This is a genomic window from Gilvimarinus algae (assembly GCF_030518215.1).
In the GTDB taxonomy this organism is placed as follows: domain Bacteria; phylum Pseudomonadota; class Gammaproteobacteria; order Pseudomonadales; family Cellvibrionaceae; genus Gilvimarinus; species Gilvimarinus algae.
In genome coordinates, this window is record NZ_JAULRT010000062.1 from 674,003 (window position 1) to 699,448 (window position 25,446).

Genomic DNA, 25,446 nt, shown 5'->3' on the forward strand with positions numbered 1-25,446 from the left:
AGCAAACGGGACGCACTGACGCAGCCCGAGTGCAGGAGGCGAGTATGCAAGCGCGGTTTTGTCAGGTGGTGGTTCTTTGGTTATCGGCGTGCCTGTCGGCGGTTTGTCAGGCGGTCGAGTGGCCCCAGCAGATTGAGGCGAAAGAGGGCACCATTGTGGTGTACCAGCCGCAGCCAGAGCGGCTCGCGGGCAACTTACTCACCGGTCGGGCGGCGATGTCGTTGGAGCTGAAAACCCAGAGCGAGCCGGTGTTTGGCGCTTTTTGGTTTTCGGCCAGGCTGGATGTTAATTCCGATTCGGGTCAAGCGCTGGTGAGAGACATCAAAGTTACCCGCGTGACCTGGCCCGACTCCTCTGAGACCGATGAGGCTCGATTTACCGAGGTGGTGGAAACGTCCCTGCCGCAAACCGGGTTTGTGATCGCAACCGAGGCGTTAAGCGCCAGTCTGCAGGGCGCGGAGCTTGAGCGCAAAAGTCTCGATGCCATCAAAAACGAGCCGCCCGCCATTGAGTTTCGCGAACACCTCGCCGTGCTTTTACTCTACGATGGCGAGCCGCGGTTTTTCGCGGTGGACGACACGCCCTATGAGCGCGCGCTCAATACGCCCTTTGCCGTTGTGCGACGCAAGGGAAGCCAGAGTTACTACCTGACCAGCGGCGATTTTTGGTACAGCGCCGGGCAACCACTGGGGCCCTGGAAGCCTATTAATGCGCCGCCAAAGGATTTGGTCGCCCTGATACCCCAATCCGCTGACAATGCCGCGGTGAATGCGCCTACACCTGGCGAGGCGCCCGACGTCGTCGCGACCACCCAACCCACGGAGCTGGTGGTGAGTGATGGTAAGCCGCGCTGGAAAAGCCTCGATGGCGGTGAGCTGCTTTATGTCGAGAACACCGAAACGCCCTGGATTCGTGATGTTCAGGCCGGCACCATGTATCTGTTGTTGTCCGGGCGCTGGTTTCGCGCCAAGCAGGCCTCGGGCCCCTGGGTCTTTGTGCGTGCCGATCAGCTGCCAGAGAGCTTTCACAATATTGCGCCTGACTCGGACATCGGTGGGGTCCGTACCTCGGTAGCCGGCACCGAAGAGGCTCAGGACGCGGTACTGGACGCTCAGGTGCCGGAGACGGCCGCGATCAAGCGAAGTGAGGACTCTTTTAAGGCCGAGTACGACGGCGAACCGCAGTTTGAAGCGATTCCCGGCACCGAGGTGGCCTAGGCAGTCAATACCGGATCTCAGGTGTTGAAAATAGCGGGGCACTACTACGCCGTAGACAATGGCGTTTGGTTTGAGTCGGCATCGGCCAAAGGCCCCTGGGCCGTCGCCGACAAGGTGCCCAGCGATAAGATACAGCAAATACCGCCGAGCTCACCGGTCTACAACACCACCCATGTTCACGTGTATGAGTCCACACCCGAGGTCGTTTACGTTGGCTACACGCCGGGTTACCTTTGGTCCTTCCCCTACTACGGCGTGCCGGTGTACGGCACTGGCTGGTACTACCCGCCGTACTGGGGCAGTTACTATTATCCTCGTCCACCAACCTGGGGCTTTCACGTCGGTTATAACCCCTGGACGGGCTGGAACTTCGGCGTCAGCTGGAGCAATGGTTTTTTCAGCATGGGTGCCAGTTGGCACGGTGGCTGGAGTGGGCCCTATCACCCGGGTGTGTGTTGCAATGGTTGGTACGGCGGAGGCTACCATCGCCCGCCGGTGGTGATTAACACGGGCGATATCAATATTGGCAACAACATTAACATTGGTAACCGCGCGACGGTTCAGAATAAATTGGGCAATAGCACCCGCTTGGGCAGCGGGCGCGCCAGTCTCTATCATCAGCCCGCCAATCGCGCACGCAACGCCAGTCCAGCGCAGGCGCGCGGCCAACTAAAAATGGCGCGGCCGGCGCCTACGCGCGCCAATAACGTGTTTGCCGATCGCAGCGGCAATGTGGCCCGGCGGGTGGATGACCAGTGGCAAGTGCGCAACAAGGGGCAGTGGAGCACAGAGCACAGCACGCTCAAACCCTTGCCGAACCAGACGCACGACAGGGCGACCCAATTTCATCAGTCCCACCCCGATTACCAACTGCCCGAGCGAACCTCCTCGGCCAATCGCGGTCAGATGCACGGTTCCGGTGGCATGCACTCGTTTGATCGCTCGGGGTTGAATCGCGATTTTCACTCGCGCCAGCGCGGCATGCAGCGCTCTATGCCCAGAGGCGGCGGTATGCGCTTTCAGCGCTAGTATTTTTAATGAATTTAGTAAGGGAGTTCGTTGTGAAAGTGTCTGCTGTTACCTTGCGCCGGGTGTTGTGCGTGTTTGTTCTGTTGGCATGCGTCGGCTGTGGCACGGTCAATACCACCTTGCGTGGCGATCACTATGTGTCGTCTTCGCTGCGCAAGCATGAGAGTGCCTGCGGCAGCCTGCCGCGCGTTTATAGCGGTGTCGGTTATGACCTGTGCCGGCTCAATGCCGCCGCGCCCAATGATCTGGTATGGCCGGTGTTTTTGTTGCCGGTGATGGCCGTGGATTTGGTGTTGTCCGGTGCGGCGGATACCCTGGTGCTGCCATACACAGCGGTGCGCCAGTACCGCGATGGTTCCATAACGCTCTAGCAGCAACTGTGTTCAGATCGGGAGAGCCATATAAGCCCATCGCGATTTAGAACACAGTTGCTGCTAGCCACACATAAGTAGTGTAAAGCCGTGTTGTGACTGCGCTGGGTGTATCGTTAAATAAGTGAACGTGATGAACGATCTGCTCAATAGGAGGCCGTAAAAGATTATGCGACTGCCAAATCCGGGACTCGGGACTTTCCGCTTAAAAGACGAGGCTGTGATCGAATCGGTGTGTTCAGCGCTGGAGCTGGGTTATCGCCATATCGATACTGCCACCCTTTATGATAACGAGCAGGCGGTAGGGCGCGCGATTGTACAAAGCGGCATCGGCCGGGCAGAGCTGTTTGTCACGACCAAGGTCTGGTTTGACTCTCTGGCCGGCGAGGGCGTTGTGGACTCTCTGCAGGCAAGTCTTGAGCGACTCGGTCTGGACTATGTGGATCTCGCGCTGATTCATTGGCCCTCGCCGGGCGACGAAGTGCCTATGGCTCATTATATCGCGGCGCTCAACGACGCCCGTGAGCGGGGCTTGACTCGTCATATTGGCATTTCCAACTTTACCATAGCGCAGGTGGATGAGGCTCTGGCGGCGCCCGGTGGCGAGCACATGGTCACCAATCAGATTGAGGTGCACCCATTTCTGGCCAATCGCGCTCTGGTAGAGCACTGCCAGCGCCGAGGCCTGACCGTTACCGGCTATATGCCGCTGGCCGTGGGGAAGGTAATGGACGATCCCGTGTTGCAGGATATTGCCAGGGCGCATCAGGCAACACCGGCGCAGGTTGCTCTGGCTTGGGTGGTGAGCAAAAACATCGTGGTTATTCCATCGTCAACAAAACCCGCCCATCAAAAAGCCAACTTGCAGGCCATGGATTTAGTGTTAAGCGAGCAAGAGTATCAACGTATTGATGCACTCGATCGCGGCGAGCGCATCGCCAATCCGGATTTCGCCCCCCAGTGGGATGCCTGATGAGACTTCCGCAGACCATCCCTATTTGTTATTCTCTGCGGCCTTGTTCGCTTTTACAGGCTGCCTGAAATAAAACCATGCTGCGTGCACTGATTGTTGTTTTAGCCTTGACCGTCGTTGCCCAGGCAACCTTGGCGGCAGCCGACGCGCATATTTTGCATCAGGTGTCCGGTGAGCTTGAGCACCATCATCAAGTGTCACCCCACGACGGACCCAGCGAAGACGGTGGCGCCGATCACGGTTGTCAGCACTGCTGTCACGGCCACAGCGTAAAAGGTGTCTCGGCGGTGGGCTTGGTGTTTGTGCTGCATCATGGCAAACCGCTGAGCGCGATTACCGCAGACCACACCGGCTTGTCGATCGCGCCCGATTCTCCCCCTCCCATTTCCTGACATTTCCAGAAATCAACACTAACGAAAGTCCGGCGACTGTGTCGCGGGGCGATCCTTCACGTTTACGCGGGATGTCAGATTATGTTTTACAAGGTTCAACCGGGCCACTGGCGCGGTGTCTTTTTTTGCCTGAGTGTTTTTCTTTGGGCCCCCTTTGCCTTATCCAGCGATGAGCATGGTGCTCACGCACACGACGATCACGACCATGACGAACACGCAGCGCAAGGCGTGCGTTTAACCGACGACGCTTTGCAGCGTTTTGGCGTGCAGCTCGCCGAGGCGTCGCCCGGTCGTATTCGCCCAGTGGTAAAGCTGCCGGGCCAGATTCATTTAAACGAAGAGGCGGTGGCACACATTACGCCGCGCTTTCCAGCCAAAGTGTTGGAGGTACTGGCGCGCACCGGCGATAAGGTCAACGCCGGGCAGGTGTTGGCAAGAGCCGAAAGCTCGGAAACCCTCGCGCGCTTTGAACTCAAGTCACTGATCAGAGGGCAGGTGATCGAGCGGCACATTACCCTGGGCGAGCACTTACAACCCAGCGACAACGCCTTTGTGGTTGCCGATCTTTCGACGCTTTGGCTCGATATTGCGCTCTACCCTCAGCAGTGGCGCGCCGTGCAAATTGGTCAAACGGTGAGCGTGCAGGGGGTCGATGGCGCAGAGACCGTGGAGGCGCACATTGGCTACATCGCGCCCACCATCAACGAGCAGACACGCACCGGTCTCGCTCGTGTGTTTTTGGACAATCGCGAGGGGCGTTGGAAACCTGGCATGTTTGTCGAGGCCAGTCTCCGCCTTGGGGACTACCCCGAGTCAGTGGTGGTGCCCCTGACTGCGGTGATTGATCTGGAAGGTGAGCCGGTGGTTTTTGTCGCCGACAAAGGGCAATGGCGTCCTCAGCCGGTTCAGCTGGGGCGCAAAGACTCCCGGCAAGTTGCGATTGTCCAAGGCCTTAGCGCCGGGCAGCGCTATGTCAGCGACGGCGGGTTTGTGCTGAAAGCACAGTTGCAAAAGTCGGAATTCGAATCCGGCCACAACCACTAAAGGAGACAGCTGTGCAAAAAGTGATTGATATGGCGATTGCCAATCGCCTGCTGATTGGCGTGGTCTTCTTGGCCGTTTTGCTTGCCGGCGCCTTGTCCTATCGCACGCTGGCGGTGGATGCCTATCCGGATATTTCCCCGGCACTGGTACAGCTATTTGTGGAAACCGAGGGCCTGGCGCCCGAAGAGGTGGAAAAGTACGTGACCTATCCGCTCGAGACGAGCATGAGTGGTTTGCCAGAGTTGGAGTCGGTGCGCTCGGTGTCCAATTTTGGGTTGTCCGTACTCAACTTGTATTTTGCCGAGGGTACTGACATTTACTTCGCCCGTCAGCTTGTCAGTGAGCGGCTACAGAGTGCCCGTGAGGCCATTGCCGAGGGCTATGGTGAGCCGGTAATGGGGCCAGTGAGCACAGGGCTGGGGCAGGTATTGTTCTACGTACTGGAAGATACAACAGGGCAATACACCTCAACGCAGTTGCGCACCTGGCAGGACTGGCTGGTGAAACGCAATCTTGAAACCCTGAAAGGCGTTGCCGAAGTCTTGTCTATCGGCGGGCACGTTAAACAGTATCAAGTGCTGATTGACCCTCTCGCTCTGGAGCGTTACGACGTCAGCTTACCTCTGCTCAAGCAGGTGATTGAAAACAACAGTGCCAATGTCGGTGCGCAGTTTATCGTGCGCAACGGTGAGGAGTACGCCATTCGTTCGGTGGGTTTGGCCACAGACGCGGAGGCCATAAAGCGGGTGGTGATTAAGCACGAGGGCGGCACGCCGGTTTACCTGGAGCAGCTGGGTCGCGTGGAAATCGGCGGTGCGATTCGTCGCGGAGTAACCAGTAAAAACGGCGCCGGGGAAGTCGTGGTGGGTATGGTGTTAAAGCTGATTGGCGCCAACACATCGGACGTTATTCAGCGGGTTAAGAGCGAGCTTGCTAGCCTGAACCAGCGCCTGCCCGAGGGGTTAGAAGTGCGCCCTTACTATGATCAGGCACAGCTGGTTAGCGCCGCCTTGGACACGGTGAGCTCTGCTTTGTTGCAGGGTGTGGGATTGGTCACTCTGGTGCTTTTTGTGTTTATGGGAGGCTACCGGGCAAGCTCGGTGGTGGCATTGTCTATTCCTTTTTCTGTAGCCTTTGCCCTTGTGGCGATGAATTTTTTTGGCATTACCGCCAATCTGATGTCGCTCGGTGGCCTGGCGATTGCCATAGGGTTGATGGTGGACGGTGCCGTTGTCGTGGTAGAAAACATCGACAGACGCTTGCGAGCCGATCCCGAGCCACCCAAGCTTGCGCTGATTGCCCAGGCGGCGGGAGAGGTAGCGCGCCCCATCGTCTTCGCGATTGCGATTATTATACTCGTGTTTTTGCCGCTGTTTAGTTTACAGGGCGTGGAGGGAACGACCTTCCGCCCCTTGGCTCAAACCGTCGCGCTCGCGATGCTGGGTTCTCTGTTTTACGCTTTATTGGTGGCGCCGGTTTTGGCCGGCGTGCTCATGAGAGCAAAACGAATCGCAGGTAGGGCTAAGGCCGGTGAAAGCTCAGAGCCAAGTTGGCTAATGCGCGGCTTTTTACGTGTTTACACACCATTGTTGAACCGCGCCCTAAAGCACTGGCGGTTGGTGGGCCTTGCCGCCGTGTTGCTTCTTGCGCTGGGAGCTATCATAGCGCCACGCCTGGGTTCAGAGTTTGTGCCGCGGCTCAACGAAGGCGACTTATTGATTCGCGCCACCATGGCACCGACCATTTCGCTCGACGGGGCGCAGCAACTGATCGGTGAGTTTGAACGGCAGTTGCTTCGCGAGTTTGAGGAGGTCGAACAAGTGGTTTCACGCATCGGCCGTGGTGAAGTGGGTGCTCACGCCGATCCGGTCAATAACGCCGAAATTTTTGTCGCACTGAAACCTCAGGGCCAGTGGCGGGCGGCTTCCTCCCTCGATGGTTTGTATCGGGCCATGAGTGAACGATTCGCGGATTTTCCCGGCGTCAAATTTACGTTTACCCAACCCATTGCGGCGGCCGTGGATGAGCTGCTAACCGGCACTAAGGCCGAGCTGGCGCTCAAGCTCTATGGCGACGATTTGACCTACCTCGCCGATAAGGCGGCCGAACTTGAAGCGGTGTTGCGTCAGGTGCCGGGGGCGAGCGATGTCCAGCGCGATCAGCTCAGCGGCAGCGGGCAGCTGCAGATTACGCTTAAGCGCGATGCCATTGCCCGCTACGGCTTTAATGTCAGCGAGGTCCAGCAGGCGCTGCAAATTGGGGTCGGTGGTGCACGCGCCGGAGAGGTCTTTGAGGGCGTGCAGCGCTTTGATATTTATCTGCGACTGCAAGAGCCCTACCGCCACAGCGCCGAGGCCATTGCAGCCCTGCGCCTGACGAGCCCCGGCGGCGCCAAGGTCACACTGGAGCAGTTGGCACAGATCGAGGAGGTCACCGGGCCGCGCCAGATCACGCGGGAAAACAATCAGCGCTTTGTGACCGTACAGGCTAATGTGCGCGATCGGGACATCGGCTCGTTTGTCGCTGAGGCCAACCGAGCGATTGATCAAGCCGTGAGCCTCGAGCCGGGCTATGTGTTGCGTTGGGGTGGGCAATTTGAGTTGCAGCAAAAAGCCAATGCCCGACTTGCGCTGGTGATCCCACTGACTCTGGCGCTGGTAACTCTCATGATTTACCTCAATTTCCGCTCATTTATCAGCACCGCGCTGATTATGTTGACCTTACCCCTGGCCTTGGTGGGTGGTGTGGTGGCGCTCTGGCTGGCGGGCCTCAGTGTATCTGTACCGGCTTCGGTGGGTTTTATCGCGCTGTTTGGCATCGCCTTGGAAAATGCGCTGGTTCTGGTCTCGGCGATCAATCTGTTGCGCGAGCGCGGCTGGGCCCTTGCCGAGGCCTGCCGCGAGGCGGCCTGTGCCCGCCTGCGACCGGTGCTGATGACGGCGGTCACTTCAGGACTGGGTTTGCTGCCGCTGCTTTTTGCTACAGGCACGGGCAGTGAGGTGCAAAAGCCGCTGGCGACGGTGGTTGTTGGTGGTTTGGTCAGCGCCACCTTGGTGACGCTGCTTATCGTGCCCGCGTTCTATCATTGGTTTTGTGGTGTAAAAAAAGGGTAATGGCATTGGAATCCGTGTTTCAGGCATTGCTACAATAAGGCTTATGGTATTGGGGAGTTCGGTATGGCGGTAAACAAATCCAACCAAGGGCTTTTGCTGTTCTGGCTAACCCGGCGCCAGCGCTTTGCGCTGGGCACCCTAAAAATCAAAGAGATCGTGCCCTTCACCGAACTGACCCACATGCCTGAACCTCACCCGGCGGTGCTGGGTGCGGCCAATATTCGCGGTACCACCATGCCAGTGGTGGACCTGGCCGCTGCGGTAGGTAGCACACCGCTGACGGATGAGGAGCGCCAGTCCGGTTACATCATTATCACCGATTGTCAGCGCAAAACCATCGGCTTTTTGGTACGGGCGCTGGATCGTATCGTCGAGTGCAGCTGGCGAGACATAGAGCCGCCCCCCAGAAGCCTCGGGCGCAACGCCAGTGTGACCGGGGTGACGCGTGTGGATGATCAGCTGGTGCAACTGGTGGATGTGGAGCTGATTTTTGCCAACATCTATGGCCGCGAACCGGTGAAGGCCAAGGGCGAGCTGGAGTCCGAGCAGATGGCCGTGCTACGCAGCCTGAATATCCTGCTGGTGGATGACTCATCGGTGGCACGCAAGCAGCTCTCCGACGCGCTCAATAATCTTGGCATTGAGTACCGAATTACTGCCAACGGGCAAAAGGCGCTGGATATCATGCGCGAGCAAGCCGCTGGTGGCCATCCCATTGATCTTCTGGTGAGCGATATTGAAATGCCGGGGCTCGATGGCTACGAGCTGGCCTTTGCCATTCGCGACAACCCAACGTTGGCGCGTGCCTATATTATCCTGCACACGTCGATTTCCAGTGAAATCAGCGTCAGCCAGGCCCATCAAGTCGGTGCCAACGAAGCCTTGACCAAGTTCGATGTGGACGAGCTGATCCAGGCCATGCTGCGTGGCGCCGAGCATCGGTCGACATAATCCCCCGGTTCCTTCTGAACGATAATTTCTAGCCAGCCTGCGTTTGATTGGGTAGACTTTGCGCTCTGCGCGGCGCTGCCGACCGCTTTTCACTTAGGATAAGGATGTTAGCCGCTATGGACGCCTCCCGATTTTTCTCCCTGTTGTTAATCCTGTGCATGACGCTTAGCGCTCAGGCCGAGAGCGAGCAAGTGCAAGCTGCCATGTCCATTGACCGTGCGGTGCAGTTATATGGCGCTTTGCCCCGCACCAGCAAAATGCGAGTATCTCCTAATGGCAAGCTGATTGCTTTTCTAAAGAGCACCACCGACAGCAGTTCAGTTTTGGTGTATTCCCTCGAGGAAAAAAAAGTGGTCTCGGGTGCAAATGTCAGTGAAATCCGGCCACATCAAATCTACTTTATGGACGATGATCACTTGATCTTGGTGGCGTCCGAGCACCGCCGCGTCATGGGTTTTCGCGGCAGGTTTGATGTGAGTACAGCCTTTGCCTTGAACACTAAAAGCGGGGATATTAATCAGCTATTGCGCCCTGGCGAGGGCATTTATGCTGGTCAAACTGGCCTAGGGGGTGTGGTAGGCACATCGGAAAACAATCGCTACATTTACATGCCGGCGTTTGTAGCGGAAAGCGCCACTGATCTGAGCCCTGATTTCTCACTGATGCGTGTGAAAGTGTCCTCTCCGCGCAGGCCCAAGCAGTGGGTCAAGGGCGATAAGGACACCATTGATTATTTTATGGACGGCGAGGGCAATGTGGTGGCCCAGGAGCAGTTTGAAAATCACAACAACAGGCACCTGATAAAAGTACCCGCTGAGCGTGGTTGGAAAACAATATTTTCGCAAAATACGGTGATTAAGGATGTCGAGTTTGTCGGCCTCACCCCGAATTACCAGTCACTGGTGATGATCAATGAAAATCCCGCTACCGGGCGCATTGGCTATTTCACCGTGTCGCTGGCTGATGGCGAAGTGTCGCAGCGGCCTCTGGGGCGCGAGGATGCGGATGTGGACCACGTGCTTATGGACATTAACCGGGTCGTGCACGGTTTGGTGTACGCCGGTTTTACGCCGGACTATGAATTATTTGACGCAAGCCGTCAGTCCAGAGTTGAAGCGATAATCAAGCAGTTTCCCAATGAAATGGTCAGCCTGATAGATTGGTCCCCGGATTGGAGGCACCTTGTGTTTAAAGTAGAGGGACTCTCCAGTGCCGGCAGTTTTTACCTTGCCAGCGAGGGAGGCGAGCCCCGCTTCCTGGCCAATGCTTATCCAGATATTTCGCCCGAGATCATCCAGCCAACAGCGGTTTATGCCTTTCAAGCGTCGGATGGTATGACCATACCGACCTTGCTCACGCTGTCTCTGAGTCAAGCCGAAAACCCGCAAAGAATGGCCACTGTGATTCTGCCTCACGGCGGGCCTGCGAGTTACGATCGCAAGGGTTTTGACTGGTTGGCTCAGGCCCTGGCAGCGCGTGGCTATCTTGTATTGCAGCCCCAATTTCGCGGCTCTACCGGTTTTGGCGTAGAGCACTATCTTGCAGGCCAAGGTCAGTGGGGGCGAAAAATGCAAGATGATCTAACCGAGGCGGTGCATTATTTTGCCAAGGGTGGGTTGGTGGACCCAGAGCGGGTCTGCATTCTGGGCGCCAGCTATGGAGGGTACGCCGCTCTTGCCGGTGTCGCGTTTACCCCGGAACTCTATGCGTGCGCCGTATCAATCAATGGTGTCGCGGATGTCAAACGTATGCTAAAGGACGAGCGTTCTGCTCGCGGTAAAGATCATTGGGTGGTGGCATATTTTGAGCAATCGGCCGTCGCAAAAGATTATTCGGATGACGACTTAAGGGCGATTTCTCCTTACTACGCCGCCGACAAAGTCCAGGCGCCGGTGCTGCTGATTCATGGTGAAGAGGACGAAGTTGTGCCCATTCACCACTCCATTGAAATGGAGGACGCGCTCAGTGACGCTGACAAACTCGTGCGTTTTGTTACGCTTAAAAATGAAAACCACTATTTGATGGAGGGCGCGACCCGGCAACAGGCCTTGCATGAGATACTGCGTTTTATTGAACCCTATCTTGCGGAATAAAAAATGCCCGGCTTTTGGCCGGGCATCTTTTTGGGCATTCTGTTATGGCTATTGTCTACTGGGCACCGTTGAATTAACGGGCAGTGTATTTCAAAGTAACAAAGTGACCTTCTTGCAGGTCTTCTACGCTGGCACCTGAGTGCAGACCGGAAACGGCTACGGTTTCTGGCAGCTCAATAACGCGCGGGGCACCGCCATCTACAGGGCGGATCAGGGCGAGGTTTTGCTCGCGGTTAATCTCCAGGATTTCGCCTTTAACCAGGTTCACTGGTTTTTCTTTCTTAATGGTTTTGACTTTCAGGGTGACGTGCTGACCGGGTTCAACGGCGGTCATGTCGCGCAATTTGCGACCGTTTACGTCCACCTTAGGAGTGCCGGTAAAGGCGTAGGTGAATGCTTCACCGGCATTGTCGATCACGGTTACGCTGTTGGTTTCGTAATCCACGGATTCGACAATACCTTCAATTTTTTTATCCGCAGCGCCAACATGGCCAGCGGCAACCAGAGTCAGGCCAGCGATTACCGTGGCCAGTTTCGAGCGAGAAGAAAGAGTAAACATAAGCCTATACCTCTAACAAAAAGTGCCAATTCAAGGGAGCCTTGTGGGCGGTCTTGCTTTCCCTTATCCAGTTCAACAAGCGGTTCGTGCTTGCTTGAAGCCTATTCTACGGATTTAGGTTACAGGTGTGTTACTTAAGGTTACGTATTTTAAGAATATTTTATTATTTTAGAATTAATTGTACTTCTTTTATTCTATAAGTGAATAAAAATGCAACTTTTCTGTGCCTTGCCAGAATTTTTTGGCTGTTCTGGTGCATTTTTTGTCACTATGGGTAACAGTAAAGTGGTGCAGGCTTAGTGTAGGTTGCACCATTACGGGGCTGGAGTGCATGCGCGTAAGTCTTTGATTTGTCAGCGTTCACCCTGCTGATGAAAATATTTACCTTTTTTGTGTTTTTATTGTGTTTGTCATTAACTAGCATTGAGCGCAAGCAGGCCGCCTGCAGCACCGCTTGAGTGCGACGCCGGCGCAGCAACACAGAAAAACATTGAGAGGGTAGAAAAATGATAAAAGCACTATGGATTACTTTGTTTGCTGCTGGCCTTGCCGCTTGCGGCAGCTCCGGTGGCTCGGGGACGTCGTCGGCCTCGTCGGTGGTATCGAGCTCGCCGAGCAGTGAGTCGCGCTCGAGCGCCTCGCAGTCTTCGGTGAGCTCCACGCCGGTAACCGACGAGTGTCCCCAAGGGCGGCATATAGTGGGCTACTTCCCGGACTGGCAGGGCGAGGTTGCCGACGTTCAATTTTCCTATCTAACACACATCAATTATTCCTTTTTACTGCCGAACGCCGACGGCGGGCTGCAACCGCTTGGGGTGGCCGGTGAAAACAGGTTGATGGCACTGGTGAGCATGGCGCGGCCCGCCGGGGTTAAGGTGGGGATTGCTCTGGGCGGCTGGAATGATGGTGACGACAGCGCCTTTGTGGCGCTGGCGCAAGAGGCACAAACACGCACCCGGTTTGTTCAGGCGGTAACGGATTTTGTCGTCGAGTACGAGCTTGATGGTGTCGATATGGACTGGGAATACCCAAGCAGCGACGAGGAAGCGGCGAATTACCTGTTGCTGATGCAACAAATGCGCGAGAGCCTGGACGCCTTACCCGGTGAACATTTTCTCACGGCAGCCGTGGTGGGGGCAGGGGACTGGGCCGGTCGCTACATTCTTCCCGAGGTTTTTGAGATAGTCGATTTTCTCAACCTGATGGCCTACGACAATACCAGTGAGCCTCACCACTCCAGCTTCAATTATGCCATTGCCGCACTCGACTATTGGTCAGCTCGCGGTTTGACCCGCGAGAAAACTGTTCTTGGCGTGCCCTTTTACGGGCGTCCAAGTTACACGGCATATCGGCAGTATGTCGCTAACAGTCTGGACAACGCCTGTGTGAGCGAAGTCGGTAACGATTTTTACAATGGCATCATCAGTGTTCGCGAGAAGGCGCAGCTGGTCCAAAGCCGCACCTGCGGGATAATGATGTGGGAACTGACTCAGGACACCACTGATGACACGTCCTTATTGCGTGCTATGTGGGAAGTGGTAGAGGGTGAGCCGGCGAGCTATTTCTGTCCTGAGTCCTGATCGGTTGCTATGGGGTTCGTCAGGCGGATATCGCTAACGATCGTGCGAGTCTGCCGGCTGGGGCAGGGCGTTCAGCTGCGCCGCCTCCTCCGCGCGTAGCGTGAGCACCTCGACCCCATGGGCGGTGACCAGTAGGGTGTGCTCCCACTGAGCCGACAGGGATTTGTCTTTGGTCACTACGGTCCACTGGTCTTTCAACGTTCGGGTTTTGGCGCTGCCCTGATTGATCATGGGTTCTATGGTAAAGGTCATGCCTTCGCGCAGCACCAGGCCATCGCCGGGACTGCCGTAGTGCAGGATATTCGGCGCCTCGTGCATCTGCTGGCCGATGCCGTGGCCGCAATAATCGCGCACCACACTGAATCCATGGCGCCGGGCGTGGCTGGCAATCGCATGGCCTATATCGCCCAGGGTGTTGCCGGGCCTGACGGCGCCAATACCCTGCCACAGCGCTTGATAGGTCTCATCCACCAACTGCCGTGCAAGGGGCGTCACCTCTCCTAAGGTGTACATTTTGCTGGAGTCGGCAATGTAACCGTCTTTCTCCAGCGTGATGTCAATATTAACAATGTCCCCGGCTTTCAGCGGCTTGTCGGTGGGAAAGCCGTGGCAAACGACATGGTTGGGAGAGGCGTTCAACACATAGGGGTAGCCGTATTGGCCGAGGCTTGCTGGGCGGGCCTTGAGCGTTTCGCGGATGTAGTTGTCCACCCACTGGTTGATCGCCATGGTGCTGATGCCGGGCTTGACCATGGCGTCCAGAGCCTGAAAAACCTGAGCCAGCAGGCGGCCGGCATGGCGCATTTTGTCGATGGCCTCCGGCGTTTTGATGACAACCTCAGTCAAGGTTGCGCGCCTCTTTTAAGGCGTGATGGATCAGCTCTTCAAAACACAAAGTCCGGTTAAGCTCAGCCATGCGGCCCACCTTCATCCAGAACTCTGCCTGGGCATTAATAGAGCGTTCCATAACCTGGCTCGCCAGGCGTAGCTCGTCGTGTAGTTCGTCGGAAATTTTTACGATACCCATAGAAGCCTGTCGTTGGATGCACGTGAAAAGTAGAGCCTTTGAGGCTTGCGATCACTCGGAGTGATCGTAGGTGGTGTCGCGGCGCAGCAGCCAGTAGGTAATGCCAAGTGCCAATGTGGTGGCCGCTATGCCCAGCAAATACATAGGGGTCAGTGCGTCAAAGTCCAGCACAATCACCTTGCGCGCTATCGCCATCAATGCCGTGGCTACCACCAGTTGTACCGGGAACACATTGGTGCCCAGATAAAGACGGATGTTGATAAAAATTTCGACCGCGATCAGCACGGCCATAAAAGCGCCAAAGGTGTAAAAAATATCGTTGATGTTCAGCAGCAGGACGGGGGCGGTAATCAGGCGCTCGTAAATGATGTACACCACGTCAACCACACCCCAGAGGATGACGAGCACCATTAAAAACGCCAGAACGCGAATCGCGAACCGTATCACGTGATGGAGCGTGCGAAAGTAAGTATCCGGGAAATCAACCGGCAGCTCCTGGTGTAACTCGTGGCGCTTCTCAGTGGTTTCGGAGCGGGGTTGCGGCTTGTCGGTCATCATGGGTGCCTGGGTTGAAAGGTGGTTGATGCGAAGTGCTGCGGCACTTCGTGCCCGGTTACTGGCTTTGATATATGATCTGTTACGAATCATATACTTTTGGCGTGGTTGCGGCAAGCGAGAGTTTTGATTGCATAGGCTCGATTCGGGTAGCACAATAGGCACCTGTCCGAGCCGGGCAGCTGGTCAATGATTAACCACAACGGTACCGATGTTCTTCACTCCCGAGCGTCAGGAATTCTTCAAGCCGCTAACGAGTAAATACCGGGAGCAGGTGGCCCAGTGCCTGAGCCTGCTGTACCGCAGGCTCTACGGCTCAAATGCCGATTACGGCCACTCCCTGTCGCGCGAGCAGCTACTGGAAATACTGGAAGAGGCACTGGCCCGCACGCCGCTCGCAGCTTTGGCAGCGGATGACGATGACGCGCCCCAGCGCTTTAAGTCCCACCGAGAGCAGGCGCTCTGGGTGCTGAAGCAGCTGCTCGAATGCGGCTGGCTGGAAAAGCAGGTGGACACCGCCACCTTGCAGTCGACCTATCCCTTTACGCGCCTCGGGCGGCTATTTACCCAGCCGTTGGTTGAGTCGGACAGTGCGCGCATCCGAACCCGCCATCGCAACACCCGCAATACCCTAAACGCGTTGGAGGCTTTTTATCATCGCGGTGAAATTCACGATCTGCTGGATGCCTACGAATACTCGGAGCGGATTGTCACCGACTTTACCGATGTCATCGCCGAGCTTGAGGAGCGCAAGCGCGAGCTGGTGCGGGAGGTGGAATCTCAGCAACTGGTGCAGCAGGCCACGGATCAGTTTTTTGAGTTTATGGAGAAGCGTTTTCAGCCGGATGTGGCGGTGCGTCTGTCGGCCGACAGCGTGGAAAAGCACCGCGATCAAATTGGTCGGGTAATCGCCAAGATTCGTCGCCGACCAAAAGACGATAAGGCCCAGATCGAAAAACAGCTGCGGCGGGTTATCCCCGAGCTGGCCCGACCCGACCAGTCCGTGCTCTGGAGCATTCTCGATACCATCGAGAGGCGAATGGGCAATGCCGCCGATATTATGCTGCCCGCTTTGCGCCGCGCGCTGCACAGTTTTACCAAGCGCGCCGACATTATTATTCGCCAGCTCAGCTATCTGAACAGCCAAAGCGAAAATGACTTGGTGGGCATTTGCCAATCGCTGAGCGAGCAGGACGATGCTGTTGTGGCTCAGCATCTGCAGCGAGCCGCCGAGCACATGGCCGGTATGCGCGTGCAGCTTATTGACCCGGCGCAGCTGCGCCTGCAAGAGCGTAAGCGCGCCTCGGTGGTCAGGACGGCTGTGACCGAGCAGCCACCGCTGGATGCCGAGGCCGAGCGCGAGTTGATGATTCAGCAAGTGCTCGACCAGGCCTTCGCTCTGGATAATAGCGGCCTGCGACAATACGTCGAAAAAGCCCTGCGCGATGGACGCCAGGTTTCTACAAGGCACTTGCCCGTGGATACCGCCCGTGACCTCCTGGCCATGGCCCATATTACCGAAGTAGCCTCTTACAACAATCTGTCCGGCGGCTGTCGATTTCTGGTCGAGCCGACCGGGCAAAGCCTGCGCCTTGATTATTTTCACTGCGCCGATGAATTTTTAATCTCGCTTCGCGAAGAAACCGAATGAGCCAATTTGACGACTTTTTAAACGATGCCTTGAGCTCGGCGAACGTGACACGCAATGAGTTTTCCGAGCTTGTGATTCGCCTGCTGGATTACGGGGTATTGAACCGGGATGAAAACCAGACCGAGGCCCAGCTCTACGATCGCTATTTGCAATGTGCTTCGCTGGTTGAGCAATACCTCGGGGTGCTCGGTGTGCGTATCCAGCACGACCGACAGTTCGCGTTTGTGCGTATTTATCCGCCGGGCGCCGAAGTCCCAGGTATTGCCGACGACGATAGCGGCCCGTTTAACACGGGCTTTCGTGTGCGTCCGAGTCAGCAGGAGGTTGCGGTGATTCTGGTGCTGCGCGCCGAATACCAGAAAAGTCTGCGCGAAGGGCAGGTGGACGAAAAAGGCCGGGCTATGCTGTCGCTGGAGGGCTTGGCAATCGCCATGAATAACCTGCTGAAGCGTGGCCTTCCCGAAGGGCTTGGCGAGCGCAAGCAGTTGTTTCGTCGGCTCAAGCAGTTGCGCCTGATTCAATACCACCTCGAAGATGAGCTCGATTCTGACGAGAGCTGGCTCAGTATCCAGCCATCAATTACCAGCTTTGTCAGTGACGATGTACTGCAGGCTCTGGCAACCGGTGATACCGAGCCGGCAGCAGCCGATGAGCCGGAGGGCGCCTGATGTTTTTAAAACGCGGTATCTTTGTTAACTGGGGCAATATTCCCCAGCTGGAATTTGAGTTTGGTCCTATTAATCTGTTTTCCGGCGGTAACGGCTCGGGCAAAACGACCGCGGCGGATGCCATTCAAACCCTCATGACGGCGGCCTACGAAAACCTGTTTAATTACAACCCAGGGCAGGATGAAACCACGCAGCGTGGACGTGGTGGCAAGCAGGTTCGTACTCTGGCCTCCTATGTACTGGGCTGCGACGACGGCAGCTACGCCCGCCCCTGGGCGGTGGATGGCTATGTGGCGGGCATTTTTCACCCCACGCAAGGTGAGAGCGGCGAGCCTTTTACCGCGGTCATGTGCGTGCGTGCGCGCCTCGACAGCGCCGGTGCCCAAAAGCAGGCGCGGCTAGACGAACTGCTGTTTCTGGTGATACCCGGCGAGCAGTTAAGCCTGTCCCATTTCGTGAAAAGCTATTCCGACGGCAAGCACGTCGTGCCCATCACCGACATTGTCACCTTGCTGAAAAAGCAGTACGGCAGCGCCTTGGTTGAGCAGTACGACAAAAAAGGCGCGTATTTACGCCGCCTGTATGGCGCTCTGCGCGGTCGGCGCGATGCAGTGTCCGACCGTGAAGCCAAGCACGCGGCCCGCACCTTTGCCAATTTTATGGCCTACAAACCGGTGAAGAGCATTACCGAGTTTGTCGCCAGAGAAATACTTGAGCCGCGGGATCTTGGCGATGCCATTCGCAATGTGTCGGACTTGATGAAAACCATTCATCAGATGGAGTCTGACACGCGTGCCATTCGCGAGGCGATTGGCACGCTTGAAGGGGCTCGCGAGAGTGCCGATCGCTACGTGACTACCTGGGCGGAGCGCCAGTTGGCCGAATACAGTGAGGCAACCCGGCTGTCGAAAGTCAATCAGCGTGGCTATTTGGCCGCCAAGACCGAGCAAAAAAATCTGCAGGATGCGCTGCAAAGCAACGAGCTGGCCCAGCGGGAGAGTGAAGAGCGACGTCGTCATACCCACGAGGCACAAGTGGCGCTGGAGGCCAAGCGCCAGGGCATCGGCGCTCTGAAAACCAAAGACGAACTCGAACAGAGCATCGCCGGGCATACTCGCGAACTGGCGGCCAAGGCGAGGCCGGTGCATGAGCAGAGCCTGCAATTGCAACGCAACGTGCAGGCAAGCGGCGCACTGCTGCAACAGCTGACGCAGAGCTCACTGGGCGCCAGTATTCCCGCCCTGGACAGCAAGGCGCTGCGCCAGTTGGGGCAAAAGGTCACTGCCACGGCCGAGCAGGTGGACATCGATCTGGGGCAGCTGGTCAACAAAGACTGGGTAGGCATAGAACGATTGGAAAACGATGTCGCCCAGATCAAAGCCGCTGAACAGGTGCATTTGCAGTGGGCAGAGCAGTGGCACAGCAAGGAGCAAGCAGCATCGGCCGTCAGTCTTCGTGATCAGCTGGCCCAACACTTGTCGCAGGCCGATCGGCGGCGACAGGATTTAAACGGTAAGCTCAAGCAAAAACAAAAAGATATCGCCCTTTTGCAGAGCCACAAGGTGAGTTACCCGCCGTATGTTGAAGCGGCGCTGCAGGCTATTGGCCAGGCGGTGCCCGGCGCTGATCCCTGTGTGCTCTGTGATTATGTGGATGTACTTGACGCGCACTGGCAAATGGCTATTGAAGGTTATTTGGGCGGTGCGCGCTTCTCCATTGTCGTTGAGCCGGAGTACGAGGCGGAGGCCATGCGAATCGTGCGCGCACTGCCTGGTGGCCGACGCAACAAGGCGAGGGTGATTCAGGGTGAAAAGGCCAGACGCGATGCAGAGCGTTTGAACCTGCCCGCCGGTTCGATCATTGGAGTGATGGGGTTTAGTCATAAAACGGCGGAGTACTACCTCAAGGCGTCTTACGGCAACGTATTGCGCGTTGAGGATGCCGAGGCCTTACGCACAACGGCCCGCGGCATTACCCCTGATGGGCTTGGTAGCGGCAACTACAGTATGTGGCGCTGTGACCTGGATGACGCCGAGCTGGTGTTCGGTCAAAGCGCCCGAGAGCGCGCGCGCAAGGCCAAAGAGCTCGAATGCGAGCAGTTGCTACAAGAGGCCAATGACGCCGAGCAGCACTATCAGCAGCTGGCCCGCATTCAAGAACTGGTAGATGCCATTAAGCCGGTTTACTGCGGCGACGCCATCGCCGCCATGATGGAGTGCCACCGTGCAATTCAAAAAGCGGAGACGGCACTTGCGCAGCTCGATCTGAGTGACTTTCACGAGCTGGAAGCCGAGTTGGCCCAACTTAAGCAAGCTTACCTTGATGAGGAGCAGCGTCACCGCGCTCTGGTTGAAGAGGCCGGCAAGTTCAAAGAGCGCGAGCGCACCATTAGTCGCCAAGTCACGCAATTGGCGGATGCCCAAGATGCCTTGGCCGAGGCCCAGGATGACGCTGAACAGGCGGTTTATCTGATGGCGGATCACTACCCGGAGTTGGACGTGGACGTGGACGTGGCCATTGAGCAGGCCACCAACCGCGCCGATCAAGCTGCTGATCACTTTACCTTTGCCGATGACATAGCATCGTTGAAGTCGCAGCTTGAAAGCATCGAGCGTCAACTGCACACCGCTATTTTGCACCATAACCAGCACTGCCATCGGCAGGATGCGATTGTCTATGATACGGGCATTGGTGAGGCTCATGGTATTGAGTGTTTCCGCCGCATACTGGCCATGGGGAAAGAGGTGGCCAGTCTGTACAACCGGCTTAAGAATAATGTGCTGGTCGATAAGCATGAACAGCTAGCGGAGCTACGAGACAGCTTTAACACCGCTTTTGTCACGAACCTGTGTCACTCCATTTACCAGGCAATTAAGGACGGCGAGCGGGTTCTTAAAGATCTGAATAAAGAGCTGGAACATCACCGCTTTGGCGCCGACCGTGAGCGCTTTTACTTCGGGTACGAGTGGGTGCCCGAGTTTCGCGATTACTGGCGCTTTTTTAACGAGGTGATTGAAGTGCCCAACCTGGGGGATGGCACCAGTTTGTTTGACGCACAATTGTCGTCCAAAGCCTGTGTGGTCAGAGACAAAATGCTCTCAATGCTGCTGGACAAGGACGAGCAAGTGGCGCTCAGGGAACTGACGCGCATCAGCGACTACCGTAACTACCGCTATTATGAAATCTACAAAGAGCCGGAAGGCAAGGCTGCCATCGCCCTGAGTCAGTACGGCACGGGGTCTGGTGGTCAGCTGGAGACCCCGGCTTATATTATCCGTTCTGCGGCTGTGACCTCAGCGTTTCGCTTTAACGATGGCGACAGTCATTTGCGCATGGTGCTGGTGGATGAGGCTTTCTCTAAAATGGATGAGAATCGCTCGCGAGAGGTGATTCACTATTTGACGGACACCCTGGGGCTGCAACTGCTGTTTATTATGCCAAGCAGCAAATCCGGCCCCTTTATGGATTTGATCAGTAATCAGTTTGTCTTTAGCAAATGCCCCACGGCCCAACCGGTTGGCGAACTGAATACCCGGGTTCTGGTGGATCGTAAGGCCTGCAATCAGGAAAAGATTCGCAAGCTTTGGGACAATCACCGAAAAACCGTGCGTCACCAGGCGATGCTGGATTTTATGGAAGACATTGTTTGATGAGTCATCGTCAGTCCGCGCCTCAATGGTTGAGCGAGGAGCCGCTGATTCTGCGGTTGCTCAACAGTTTTATCGACAAGCTCGAGCGCGGTGTCCGGCCCCAACTGAGAGTCAGCGCCAAAACCACGCCGGAGCTGTACGATTTTGAGGAGGATGTGGATTATTTGTGGGCGCTGCTCGACAGTCTGGATAAAGATCACCATCTGATTACGATCAAGAAAAGCCGAGTCAAGCCCTACCAGCCAACCTATGAAGGCGCACAGCTTTTATTTTTACCGGAACGGGAGGAGCAAGTCCGCCAATGGCTTGAGCGGCCCGCGATTGATCCCTATGCGTTGGTGTGGCAACACGAGCTGGAGAAGTTATCGGTTTTGCCGCCTGCCGCTCAGGGGCTTGCCCAGACCATTGTCCGCATCCCCGAGCTCGGCGCCGAAAAAACACTGCGCGGCTTTTTGCGCATAGACGAGGTTTTGCGCAAACCCATGACCCTCCGCGCGCTTTCGGCACGTTGTTTTCAGGGTGACTCAAAAGTGCTTGAGCGCTACGAGCCTTTGGTGCGTCAGTTGTACCCCGATCTTGCCTCTCACATTCTCCCGCGCCCATTGCTCTTGGCGGTGTACTTGCCGCAATCTTTTCAAAAGCTGCTGTTTGTCGAGAACCAAGACAGTTTTCTGGCACTCGCCCAGCGTCGCCCCCCTACAACGGCCTTGATTTACAGTGCTGGCTTTCGTGGCAGTGCGCTGCGCATGCGCGAGCCCGAGCAGGTCGTTTTTAGTTACCTCGATGCGACCGCTCCATCGTGCGTTGATTTTGAGCGCTTCTGGTTCAGCGATCGGCAAGATCGGTTGGTCCACTTTTGGGGGGATCTGGACTACGCCGCCATGGGCATACTCAAGGCCGTGCGCCAGTCCTTTACCGAGGCCAGTGCGTGGCTGCCCGGTTACGACCCCATGCTTGAGCAGTTGCGAGCGGGGGAGGGCCATAGCAGCACGAGCGCCAATAAAGGGCTACAAAAAGACCCGGGCCTGACGGGTTGCCAATGGGCAGACGACTGTCTTCTTCCCGCCATTCGTCAGACCAATGCTTTTGTTGACCAAGAGTTTGTCGACATTCCTCCGCTACGCCTGAACGGGTAAAACGACACTGCCGGGTATAACCTAAGCGCCTTGCTCGCGGACAGGGCCATAGCCTTTTGTTGATCTCAACGTCTTCTGGTTTAAGTTTTGTAAGCGCCTTACCTTTACCGGTGCCGCAATTATCCTTGCCTAATTTCTCAGTTCGATCCTGCCATTGATTCCGCCTCACCTTTGCTGGTCGTGGCGCCGACAATTTGTTCAATCTTTGATCGCCATTGTGGTATTTACTAACATTTTCTAATGAAAAATATTGTATTTAATCCCTAATCGGTATAGCCTGATATTTAGTAACACTAACTATAAGTGTAAATGATAGTAAATAACAAGGCGGTCGGGCGCCCTCAGCTCATCGCTAAATCAAACACGAGTGGGAGGTAGAATTCGTGAACCGTATTAGTTTTAAGCGCCATGCTCTGGCATCATCCATCGCACTGGTATCGGCCTTACCGGCTATTGCGCAGGAAAACAACCCAACCCAAACCATGGAGCCTCTCGAAGAGGTACGCGTTGTTGGTTTGGCGGCAAGCCAAGCGCGCAACTTGGATGAAAAGCGCATGAACGTGGGCGTCAGCGATACCATCACCGCCGAAGACATTGGCAAGCTGCCCGATACCACCATTGCTGACACCCTTCAGCGCATTCCCGGGGTACAGATTCGCCGCTCTGCAGGCGAGGGCTCTACCATCAACGTGCGCGGGATGCCGCAGGTGACCGCCTTGCTCAATGGCGAGCAATTTCTCAGCGCCGGCTCGATCACTACGGTACAACCCGATTTTACCGATGTTCCCTCGCCGCTGATCTCCGGCATTACGGTTCATAAGTCGCAGACCGCCTCGCTGTTGGCTGGTGGCATTTCCGGTACTCTGGATCTGACCACCGTTCGTCCGCTGGATTTGGATCAGGGTTGGACCTTTTCCGGCAACGCCGAGCTGGCCCAGGGCAGCGAATCAAAAGGCGATGACGGCAGATTATCAGGCTTCGCTGGTTTTAACGGTGAAGACTTTGGCGTTGTATTGACCGCGACCTACGATCAGAAAACTCTGGCAAATTACCGCAACGGCACGATTTTGAATGGCATGGAGTTGATCGGTGAAGACATTCGCGATCAGCGTGATTTCAATAACGACGGCGATAACAACGACACCTTTTTGGGACAGCGCTTTTACGGTGTGATGGACCGGGAAACCGAGCGTGATCGCTACGGTTTGAGTGCCAGCTTTCAAGCCAACCTAACGGACAGCCTGGAGTTTATCGGTGATGTGTTCTACACCGATATGGAAGACGCCGATCGCAAACAAGGCATGATGGTCGATAGCACCCGCGGCAACAACTGGGCCTACTCAGATAACTTTCAGCAGCGTCTCGATGGACCGCTGGGTGGCTCAATCTACACCATCAATACAGGCTCTCTGCTGGTCAACCGAGTAAGCTCCTACTCAGAATCACTGACCAACGATCGTCAGTCCACCAACGCCAACCTTGAGCTGAATTACGAGAACGGCGGCCCCTGGAAGGGATCACTGCGTTATCTACACGGTGATGCCGAGCGCGGACACACCGAAAACGTGGCCCACGGCTATGTCACCAGCGGTGCGCAGCACGGTTTGATGCGCAATGACGGCTCAGGCGCTGAACCGGTTAACCCCAACGGCTATGGGCCGGACCCAATTGACGTCGCCTTTGATCGCACCGGCGAATACATTTCTCTCGGCTTTGAAGAAGGTTTCGGCTCGGACATAAACCGCTATAACCTGGTGTCCACCTATTCGGAAAACAACTTTACCGAAGAGGCAACCCTGGATGTGCTGCGCCTGGACGGGGAGTACGATTTCTCGGGCTCACACCTGCGCTCTGTAGAGTTTGGTGTGCGCAGCGGTCAGCGCGACGTGACACGCGATACCTATATTCTGGTCGCACCTTTCACCACAGGTGATTATTCCGCCGATGTCATGTGGAAAGACTCGGGCGCTTCGCTGGGCGATACCAATGGCGATGGCGTCAACAGTGTCGCCGGCGGCGATCTGACCATCGGTAACCTCAATTATTACGCCGACATGCCCGAAGGCTGGGTGAATGAGGTCAGCGACTTTGGACCCGGCAGCATCGACGGCACTTTCTATTTTGTGAACCCAGAGGTGATGGACGACAATTTTGCTTTCCAGGAAGCACTCTACCCGGGCAACAAAGCTCTGACCATGCCGTCGCGCTCCTACACCGTGGATGAGCAAACCTATACGGCGTATCTGCAGGTCAATTTGGAGGGTGAAATTGGCGGCATGACCTATAACGGTAATATTGGTGGTCGCTATATTGAAACCGAGTTGGATATTCTGCAAAACATCATCGGTTCAGAGCGGCCCTGTTCGCTGTGTACCGCCGCTGACAAGATTGGTGAAGAAATCATTTCACGCAGCTACGATGATTTCTTGCCCTCGGTAAACTTTGCGCTGGATCTGACAGACGATCTGATTTTGCGTGCAGCTTACTCGAAAAACATGACCAGCCTGGATATCGATGACCTGGCCGGTGGCCTCAGTGTCGGCCGCTCGCGCGCCGGCGAGGTGCTGGGCGAGCAACTGGGTGTGAGCCCGGATCTGATGGTGGCGATTAACGGTACCCAGAACGGTAACCCACAGTTGGAACCCTGGCGCTCTGATAACTACGATCTCTCGCTTGAGTGGTATTTCAGCAACAGTGGCCTCTTGAGCGTGGCCGGTTTCTACATGGATATAGAGTCGTTTATCGAGCAAGGTGAAATCACCATGGGTCTGCCGGATGCCGATGGTGTTGTACGCCGCGAGCTTCCCGTTACCACCAACATCAACGGTGAGGGCGGCAGCATCAAAGGGGTTGAGCTTGCCTACCAACAGGCCTTTGACTTCCTGCCTGGCATCTGGGGTGGACTGGGTGCCAGCCTGAACTTTACCTACGCGCCCAGCGACAGCTCCAACGTGGATGTCTACGGCGAAACTCTGCCGATTCAGGACAACTCGGAGAAATCCGGTAACGCTGTGCTCTGGTACGACGATTACGGTTGGCAGTTCCGTATTGCTGCAAACTACCGTAGCGACCGGCTGGATCGCCTCGGTATGGGCATGGGTGAGGGTGTTATCCCCATCTGGACTGACTCAACAGTGTACGTGGATGTGTCGGCCAGCTACGACATCAACGATTACGTGAGCGTCTACGTTCAGGGCAGCAACGTCACCGATGAATTTGAAGACCAGTACGCCCAGTGGGATGACTACGTCATCACACAAAACGTCTTTGAAAGCCGCTGGGCGGCGGGGGTTCGTGCCCGCTTTTAAATGATTTGTTGTATCGCTTTACTGCTATTGCACGGAGCACACCACTGAGCTTTCGTTGCTAGATCCCATGGCAGTATCCTCTTGACCCCGGTATCGAAGATGCCGGGGTCTTTTTTATGCGCGGATTGT

Annotated in this window: 19 protein-coding genes; 15 read left to right on the forward strand and 4 right to left on the reverse strand. The window is 56.1% G+C overall.

Going from position 1 to position 25,446, the window contains the following annotated elements; translation table 11 throughout:
* Window positions 1-44: 44 nt before the first annotated feature.
* The 9 genes from QWI16_RS17775 to QWI16_RS17815 all read left to right on the forward strand — a co-directional run bounded on the left by QWI16_RS17775 (window position 45) and on the right by QWI16_RS17815 (window position 11,183).
* Window positions 45-1,217: a hypothetical protein gene (locus QWI16_RS17775; RefSeq protein WP_302715255.1), complete on the forward strand. Its 1,173-nt coding sequence runs from the start codon at window positions 45-47 to the stop codon at window positions 1,215-1,217.
* Window positions 1,218-1,238: 21 nt separating this feature from the next.
* Complete coding sequence (locus tag QWI16_RS17780) at window positions 1,239-2,246, forward strand: hypothetical protein (RefSeq protein WP_302715256.1); 1,008 nt, start codon at window positions 1,239-1,241, stop codon at window positions 2,244-2,246.
* 32 nt (window positions 2,247-2,278) lie between these two features.
* Window positions 2,279-2,617, forward strand: coding sequence for a YceK/YidQ family lipoprotein (locus QWI16_RS17785; RefSeq protein ID WP_302715258.1), 339 nt, complete (start codon window positions 2,279-2,281; stop codon window positions 2,615-2,617).
* A gap of 169 nt (window positions 2,618-2,786) precedes the next feature.
* The gene (gene dkgB / locus QWI16_RS17790) at window positions 2,787-3,590 is read left to right on the forward strand and encodes a 2,5-didehydrogluconate reductase DkgB (RefSeq protein WP_302715259.1); all 804 of its coding nucleotides are present in this window, start codon (window positions 2,787-2,789) and stop codon (window positions 3,588-3,590) included.
* Between the two features lie 77 nt (window positions 3,591-3,667).
* Entirely contained in the window at window positions 3,668-3,982 is a 315-nt protein-coding gene (locus QWI16_RS17795; RefSeq protein WP_302715261.1) for a hypothetical protein, read from the forward strand.
* 81 nt (window positions 3,983-4,063) lie between these two features.
* Window positions 4,064-5,026, forward strand: a complete 963-nt coding sequence (locus QWI16_RS17800) for an efflux RND transporter periplasmic adaptor subunit (RefSeq protein WP_302715263.1) — start codon at window positions 4,064-4,066, stop codon at window positions 5,024-5,026.
* A gap of 11 nt (window positions 5,027-5,037) precedes the next feature.
* Complete coding sequence (locus QWI16_RS17805) at window positions 5,038-8,139, forward strand: efflux RND transporter permease subunit (protein ID WP_302715264.1); 3,102 nt, start codon at window positions 5,038-5,040, stop codon at window positions 8,137-8,139.
* A 63-nt stretch (window positions 8,140-8,202) separates the two neighbouring features.
* Entirely contained in the window at window positions 8,203-9,090 is an 888-nt protein-coding gene (locus tag QWI16_RS17810; RefSeq protein WP_302715266.1) for a chemotaxis protein, read from the forward strand.
* A 116-nt stretch (window positions 9,091-9,206) separates the two neighbouring features.
* The gene (locus QWI16_RS17815; protein ID WP_302715268.1) at window positions 9,207-11,183 is read left to right on the forward strand and encodes an alpha/beta hydrolase family protein; all 1,977 of its coding nucleotides are present in this window, start codon (window positions 9,207-9,209) and stop codon (window positions 11,181-11,183) included.
* Window positions 11,184-11,256: 73 nt separating this feature from the next.
* Here QWI16_RS17815 and QWI16_RS17820 read toward each other — a convergent pair whose 3' ends face one another.
* Complete coding sequence (locus tag QWI16_RS17820) at window positions 11,257-11,742, reverse strand: hypothetical protein (protein ID WP_302715270.1); 486 nt, start codon at window positions 11,740-11,742, stop codon at window positions 11,257-11,259.
* A gap of 506 nt (window positions 11,743-12,248) precedes the next feature.
* Here QWI16_RS17820 and QWI16_RS17825 point away from each other — a divergent pair.
* Complete coding sequence (locus QWI16_RS17825) at window positions 12,249-13,322, forward strand: glycoside hydrolase family 18 protein (RefSeq protein WP_302715272.1); 1,074 nt, start codon at window positions 12,249-12,251, stop codon at window positions 13,320-13,322.
* Between the two features lie 33 nt (window positions 13,323-13,355).
* On the opposite strand, the gene map is transcribed toward QWI16_RS17825, so the two are convergent.
* Genes map through QWI16_RS17840 form a run of 3 tightly spaced genes read right to left on the reverse strand, consistent with a single transcriptional unit; the run spans window position 13,356 to window position 14,907 of the window.
* Window positions 13,356-14,168 (reverse strand): type I methionyl aminopeptidase, encoded by an 813-nt coding sequence (map, locus tag QWI16_RS17830; RefSeq protein WP_302715273.1) that lies wholly within the window; start codon window positions 14,166-14,168, stop codon window positions 13,356-13,358.
* Window positions 14,161-14,349: a ParD-like family protein gene (locus QWI16_RS17835; protein WP_302715275.1), complete on the reverse strand. Its 189-nt coding sequence runs from the start codon at window positions 14,347-14,349 to the stop codon at window positions 14,161-14,163. Before QWI16_RS17835 ends, map begins: the two co-directional genes overlap by 8 nt.
* A gap of 51 nt (window positions 14,350-14,400) precedes the next feature.
* Window positions 14,401-14,907: a phosphate-starvation-inducible PsiE family protein gene (locus tag QWI16_RS17840; RefSeq protein WP_302715277.1), complete on the reverse strand. Its 507-nt coding sequence runs from the start codon at window positions 14,905-14,907 to the stop codon at window positions 14,401-14,403.
* 208 nt (window positions 14,908-15,115) lie between these two features.
* Between QWI16_RS17840 and QWI16_RS17845 the strand changes: the two genes are divergently transcribed.
* The 5 genes from QWI16_RS17845 (at window position 15,116) to QWI16_RS17865 (ending at window position 25,317) form a co-directional block, all read left to right on the forward strand.
* Window positions 15,116-16,555: a Wadjet anti-phage system protein JetA family protein gene (locus tag QWI16_RS17845; RefSeq protein ID WP_302715279.1), complete on the forward strand. Its 1,440-nt coding sequence runs from the start codon at window positions 15,116-15,118 to the stop codon at window positions 16,553-16,555.
* The gene (locus QWI16_RS17850; RefSeq protein ID WP_302715281.1) at window positions 16,552-17,223 is read left to right on the forward strand and encodes a DUF4194 domain-containing protein; all 672 of its coding nucleotides are present in this window, start codon (window positions 16,552-16,554) and stop codon (window positions 17,221-17,223) included. Before QWI16_RS17845 ends, QWI16_RS17850 begins: the two co-directional genes overlap by 4 nt.
* On the forward strand, window positions 17,223-20,873 hold the full coding sequence (locus QWI16_RS17855) for an ATP-binding protein (protein WP_302715283.1): 3,651 nt from the start codon (window positions 17,223-17,225) through the stop codon (window positions 20,871-20,873). The genes QWI16_RS17850 and QWI16_RS17855 overlap by 1 nt, the downstream gene beginning before the upstream one ends.
* Window positions 20,873-22,009: a Wadjet anti-phage system protein JetD domain-containing protein gene (locus tag QWI16_RS17860; protein WP_302715285.1), complete on the forward strand. Its 1,137-nt coding sequence runs from the start codon at window positions 20,873-20,875 to the stop codon at window positions 22,007-22,009. Before QWI16_RS17855 ends, QWI16_RS17860 begins: the two co-directional genes overlap by 1 nt.
* Window positions 22,010-22,392: 383 nt before the next feature.
* Entirely contained in the window at window positions 22,393-25,317 is a 2,925-nt protein-coding gene (locus QWI16_RS17865; RefSeq protein ID WP_302715287.1) for a TonB-dependent receptor, read from the forward strand.
* Window positions 25,318-25,446: the final 129 nt, after the last annotated feature.

Bases quoted from the DNA above. Each gene is read 5' to 3' on its own strand.
- dkgB (WP_302715259.1), top strand. From the start codon at position 2,787: ATGCGACTGCCAAATCCGGGACTCGGGACTTTCCGCTTAAAAGACGAG.
- QWI16_RS17825 (WP_302715272.1), top strand. From the start codon at position 12,249: ATGATAAAAGCACTATGGATTACTTTGTTTGCTGCTGGCCTTGCCGCT.
- QWI16_RS17820 (WP_302715270.1), bottom strand. From the start codon at position 11,742: ATGTTTACTCTTTCTTCTCGCTCGAAACTGGCCACGGTAATCGCTGGC.
- QWI16_RS17775 (WP_302715255.1), top strand. From the start codon at position 45: ATGCAAGCGCGGTTTTGTCAGGTGGTGGTTCTTTGGTTATCGGCGTGC.
- QWI16_RS17795 (WP_302715261.1), top strand. From the start codon at position 3,668: ATGCTGCGTGCACTGATTGTTGTTTTAGCCTTGACCGTCGTTGCCCAG.
- QWI16_RS17845 (WP_302715279.1), top strand. From the start codon at position 15,116: ATGTTCTTCACTCCCGAGCGTCAGGAATTCTTCAAGCCGCTAACGAGT.
- QWI16_RS17810 (WP_302715266.1), top strand. From the start codon at position 8,203: ATGGCGGTAAACAAATCCAACCAAGGGCTTTTGCTGTTCTGGCTAACC.
- QWI16_RS17855 (WP_302715283.1), top strand. From the start codon at position 17,223: ATGTTTTTAAAACGCGGTATCTTTGTTAACTGGGGCAATATTCCCCAG.
- QWI16_RS17860 (WP_302715285.1), top strand. From the start codon at position 20,873: ATGAGTCATCGTCAGTCCGCGCCTCAATGGTTGAGCGAGGAGCCGCTG.
- QWI16_RS17840 (WP_302715277.1), bottom strand. From the start codon at position 14,907: ATGATGACCGACAAGCCGCAACCCCGCTCCGAAACCACTGAGAAGCGC.
- QWI16_RS17835 (WP_302715275.1), bottom strand. From the start codon at position 14,349: ATGGGTATCGTAAAAATTTCCGACGAACTACACGACGAGCTACGCCTG.
- QWI16_RS17800 (WP_302715263.1), top strand. From the start codon at position 4,064: ATGTTTTACAAGGTTCAACCGGGCCACTGGCGCGGTGTCTTTTTTTGC.
- QWI16_RS17815 (WP_302715268.1), top strand. From the start codon at position 9,207: ATGGACGCCTCCCGATTTTTCTCCCTGTTGTTAATCCTGTGCATGACG.
- QWI16_RS17850 (WP_302715281.1), top strand. From the start codon at position 16,552: ATGAGCCAATTTGACGACTTTTTAAACGATGCCTTGAGCTCGGCGAAC.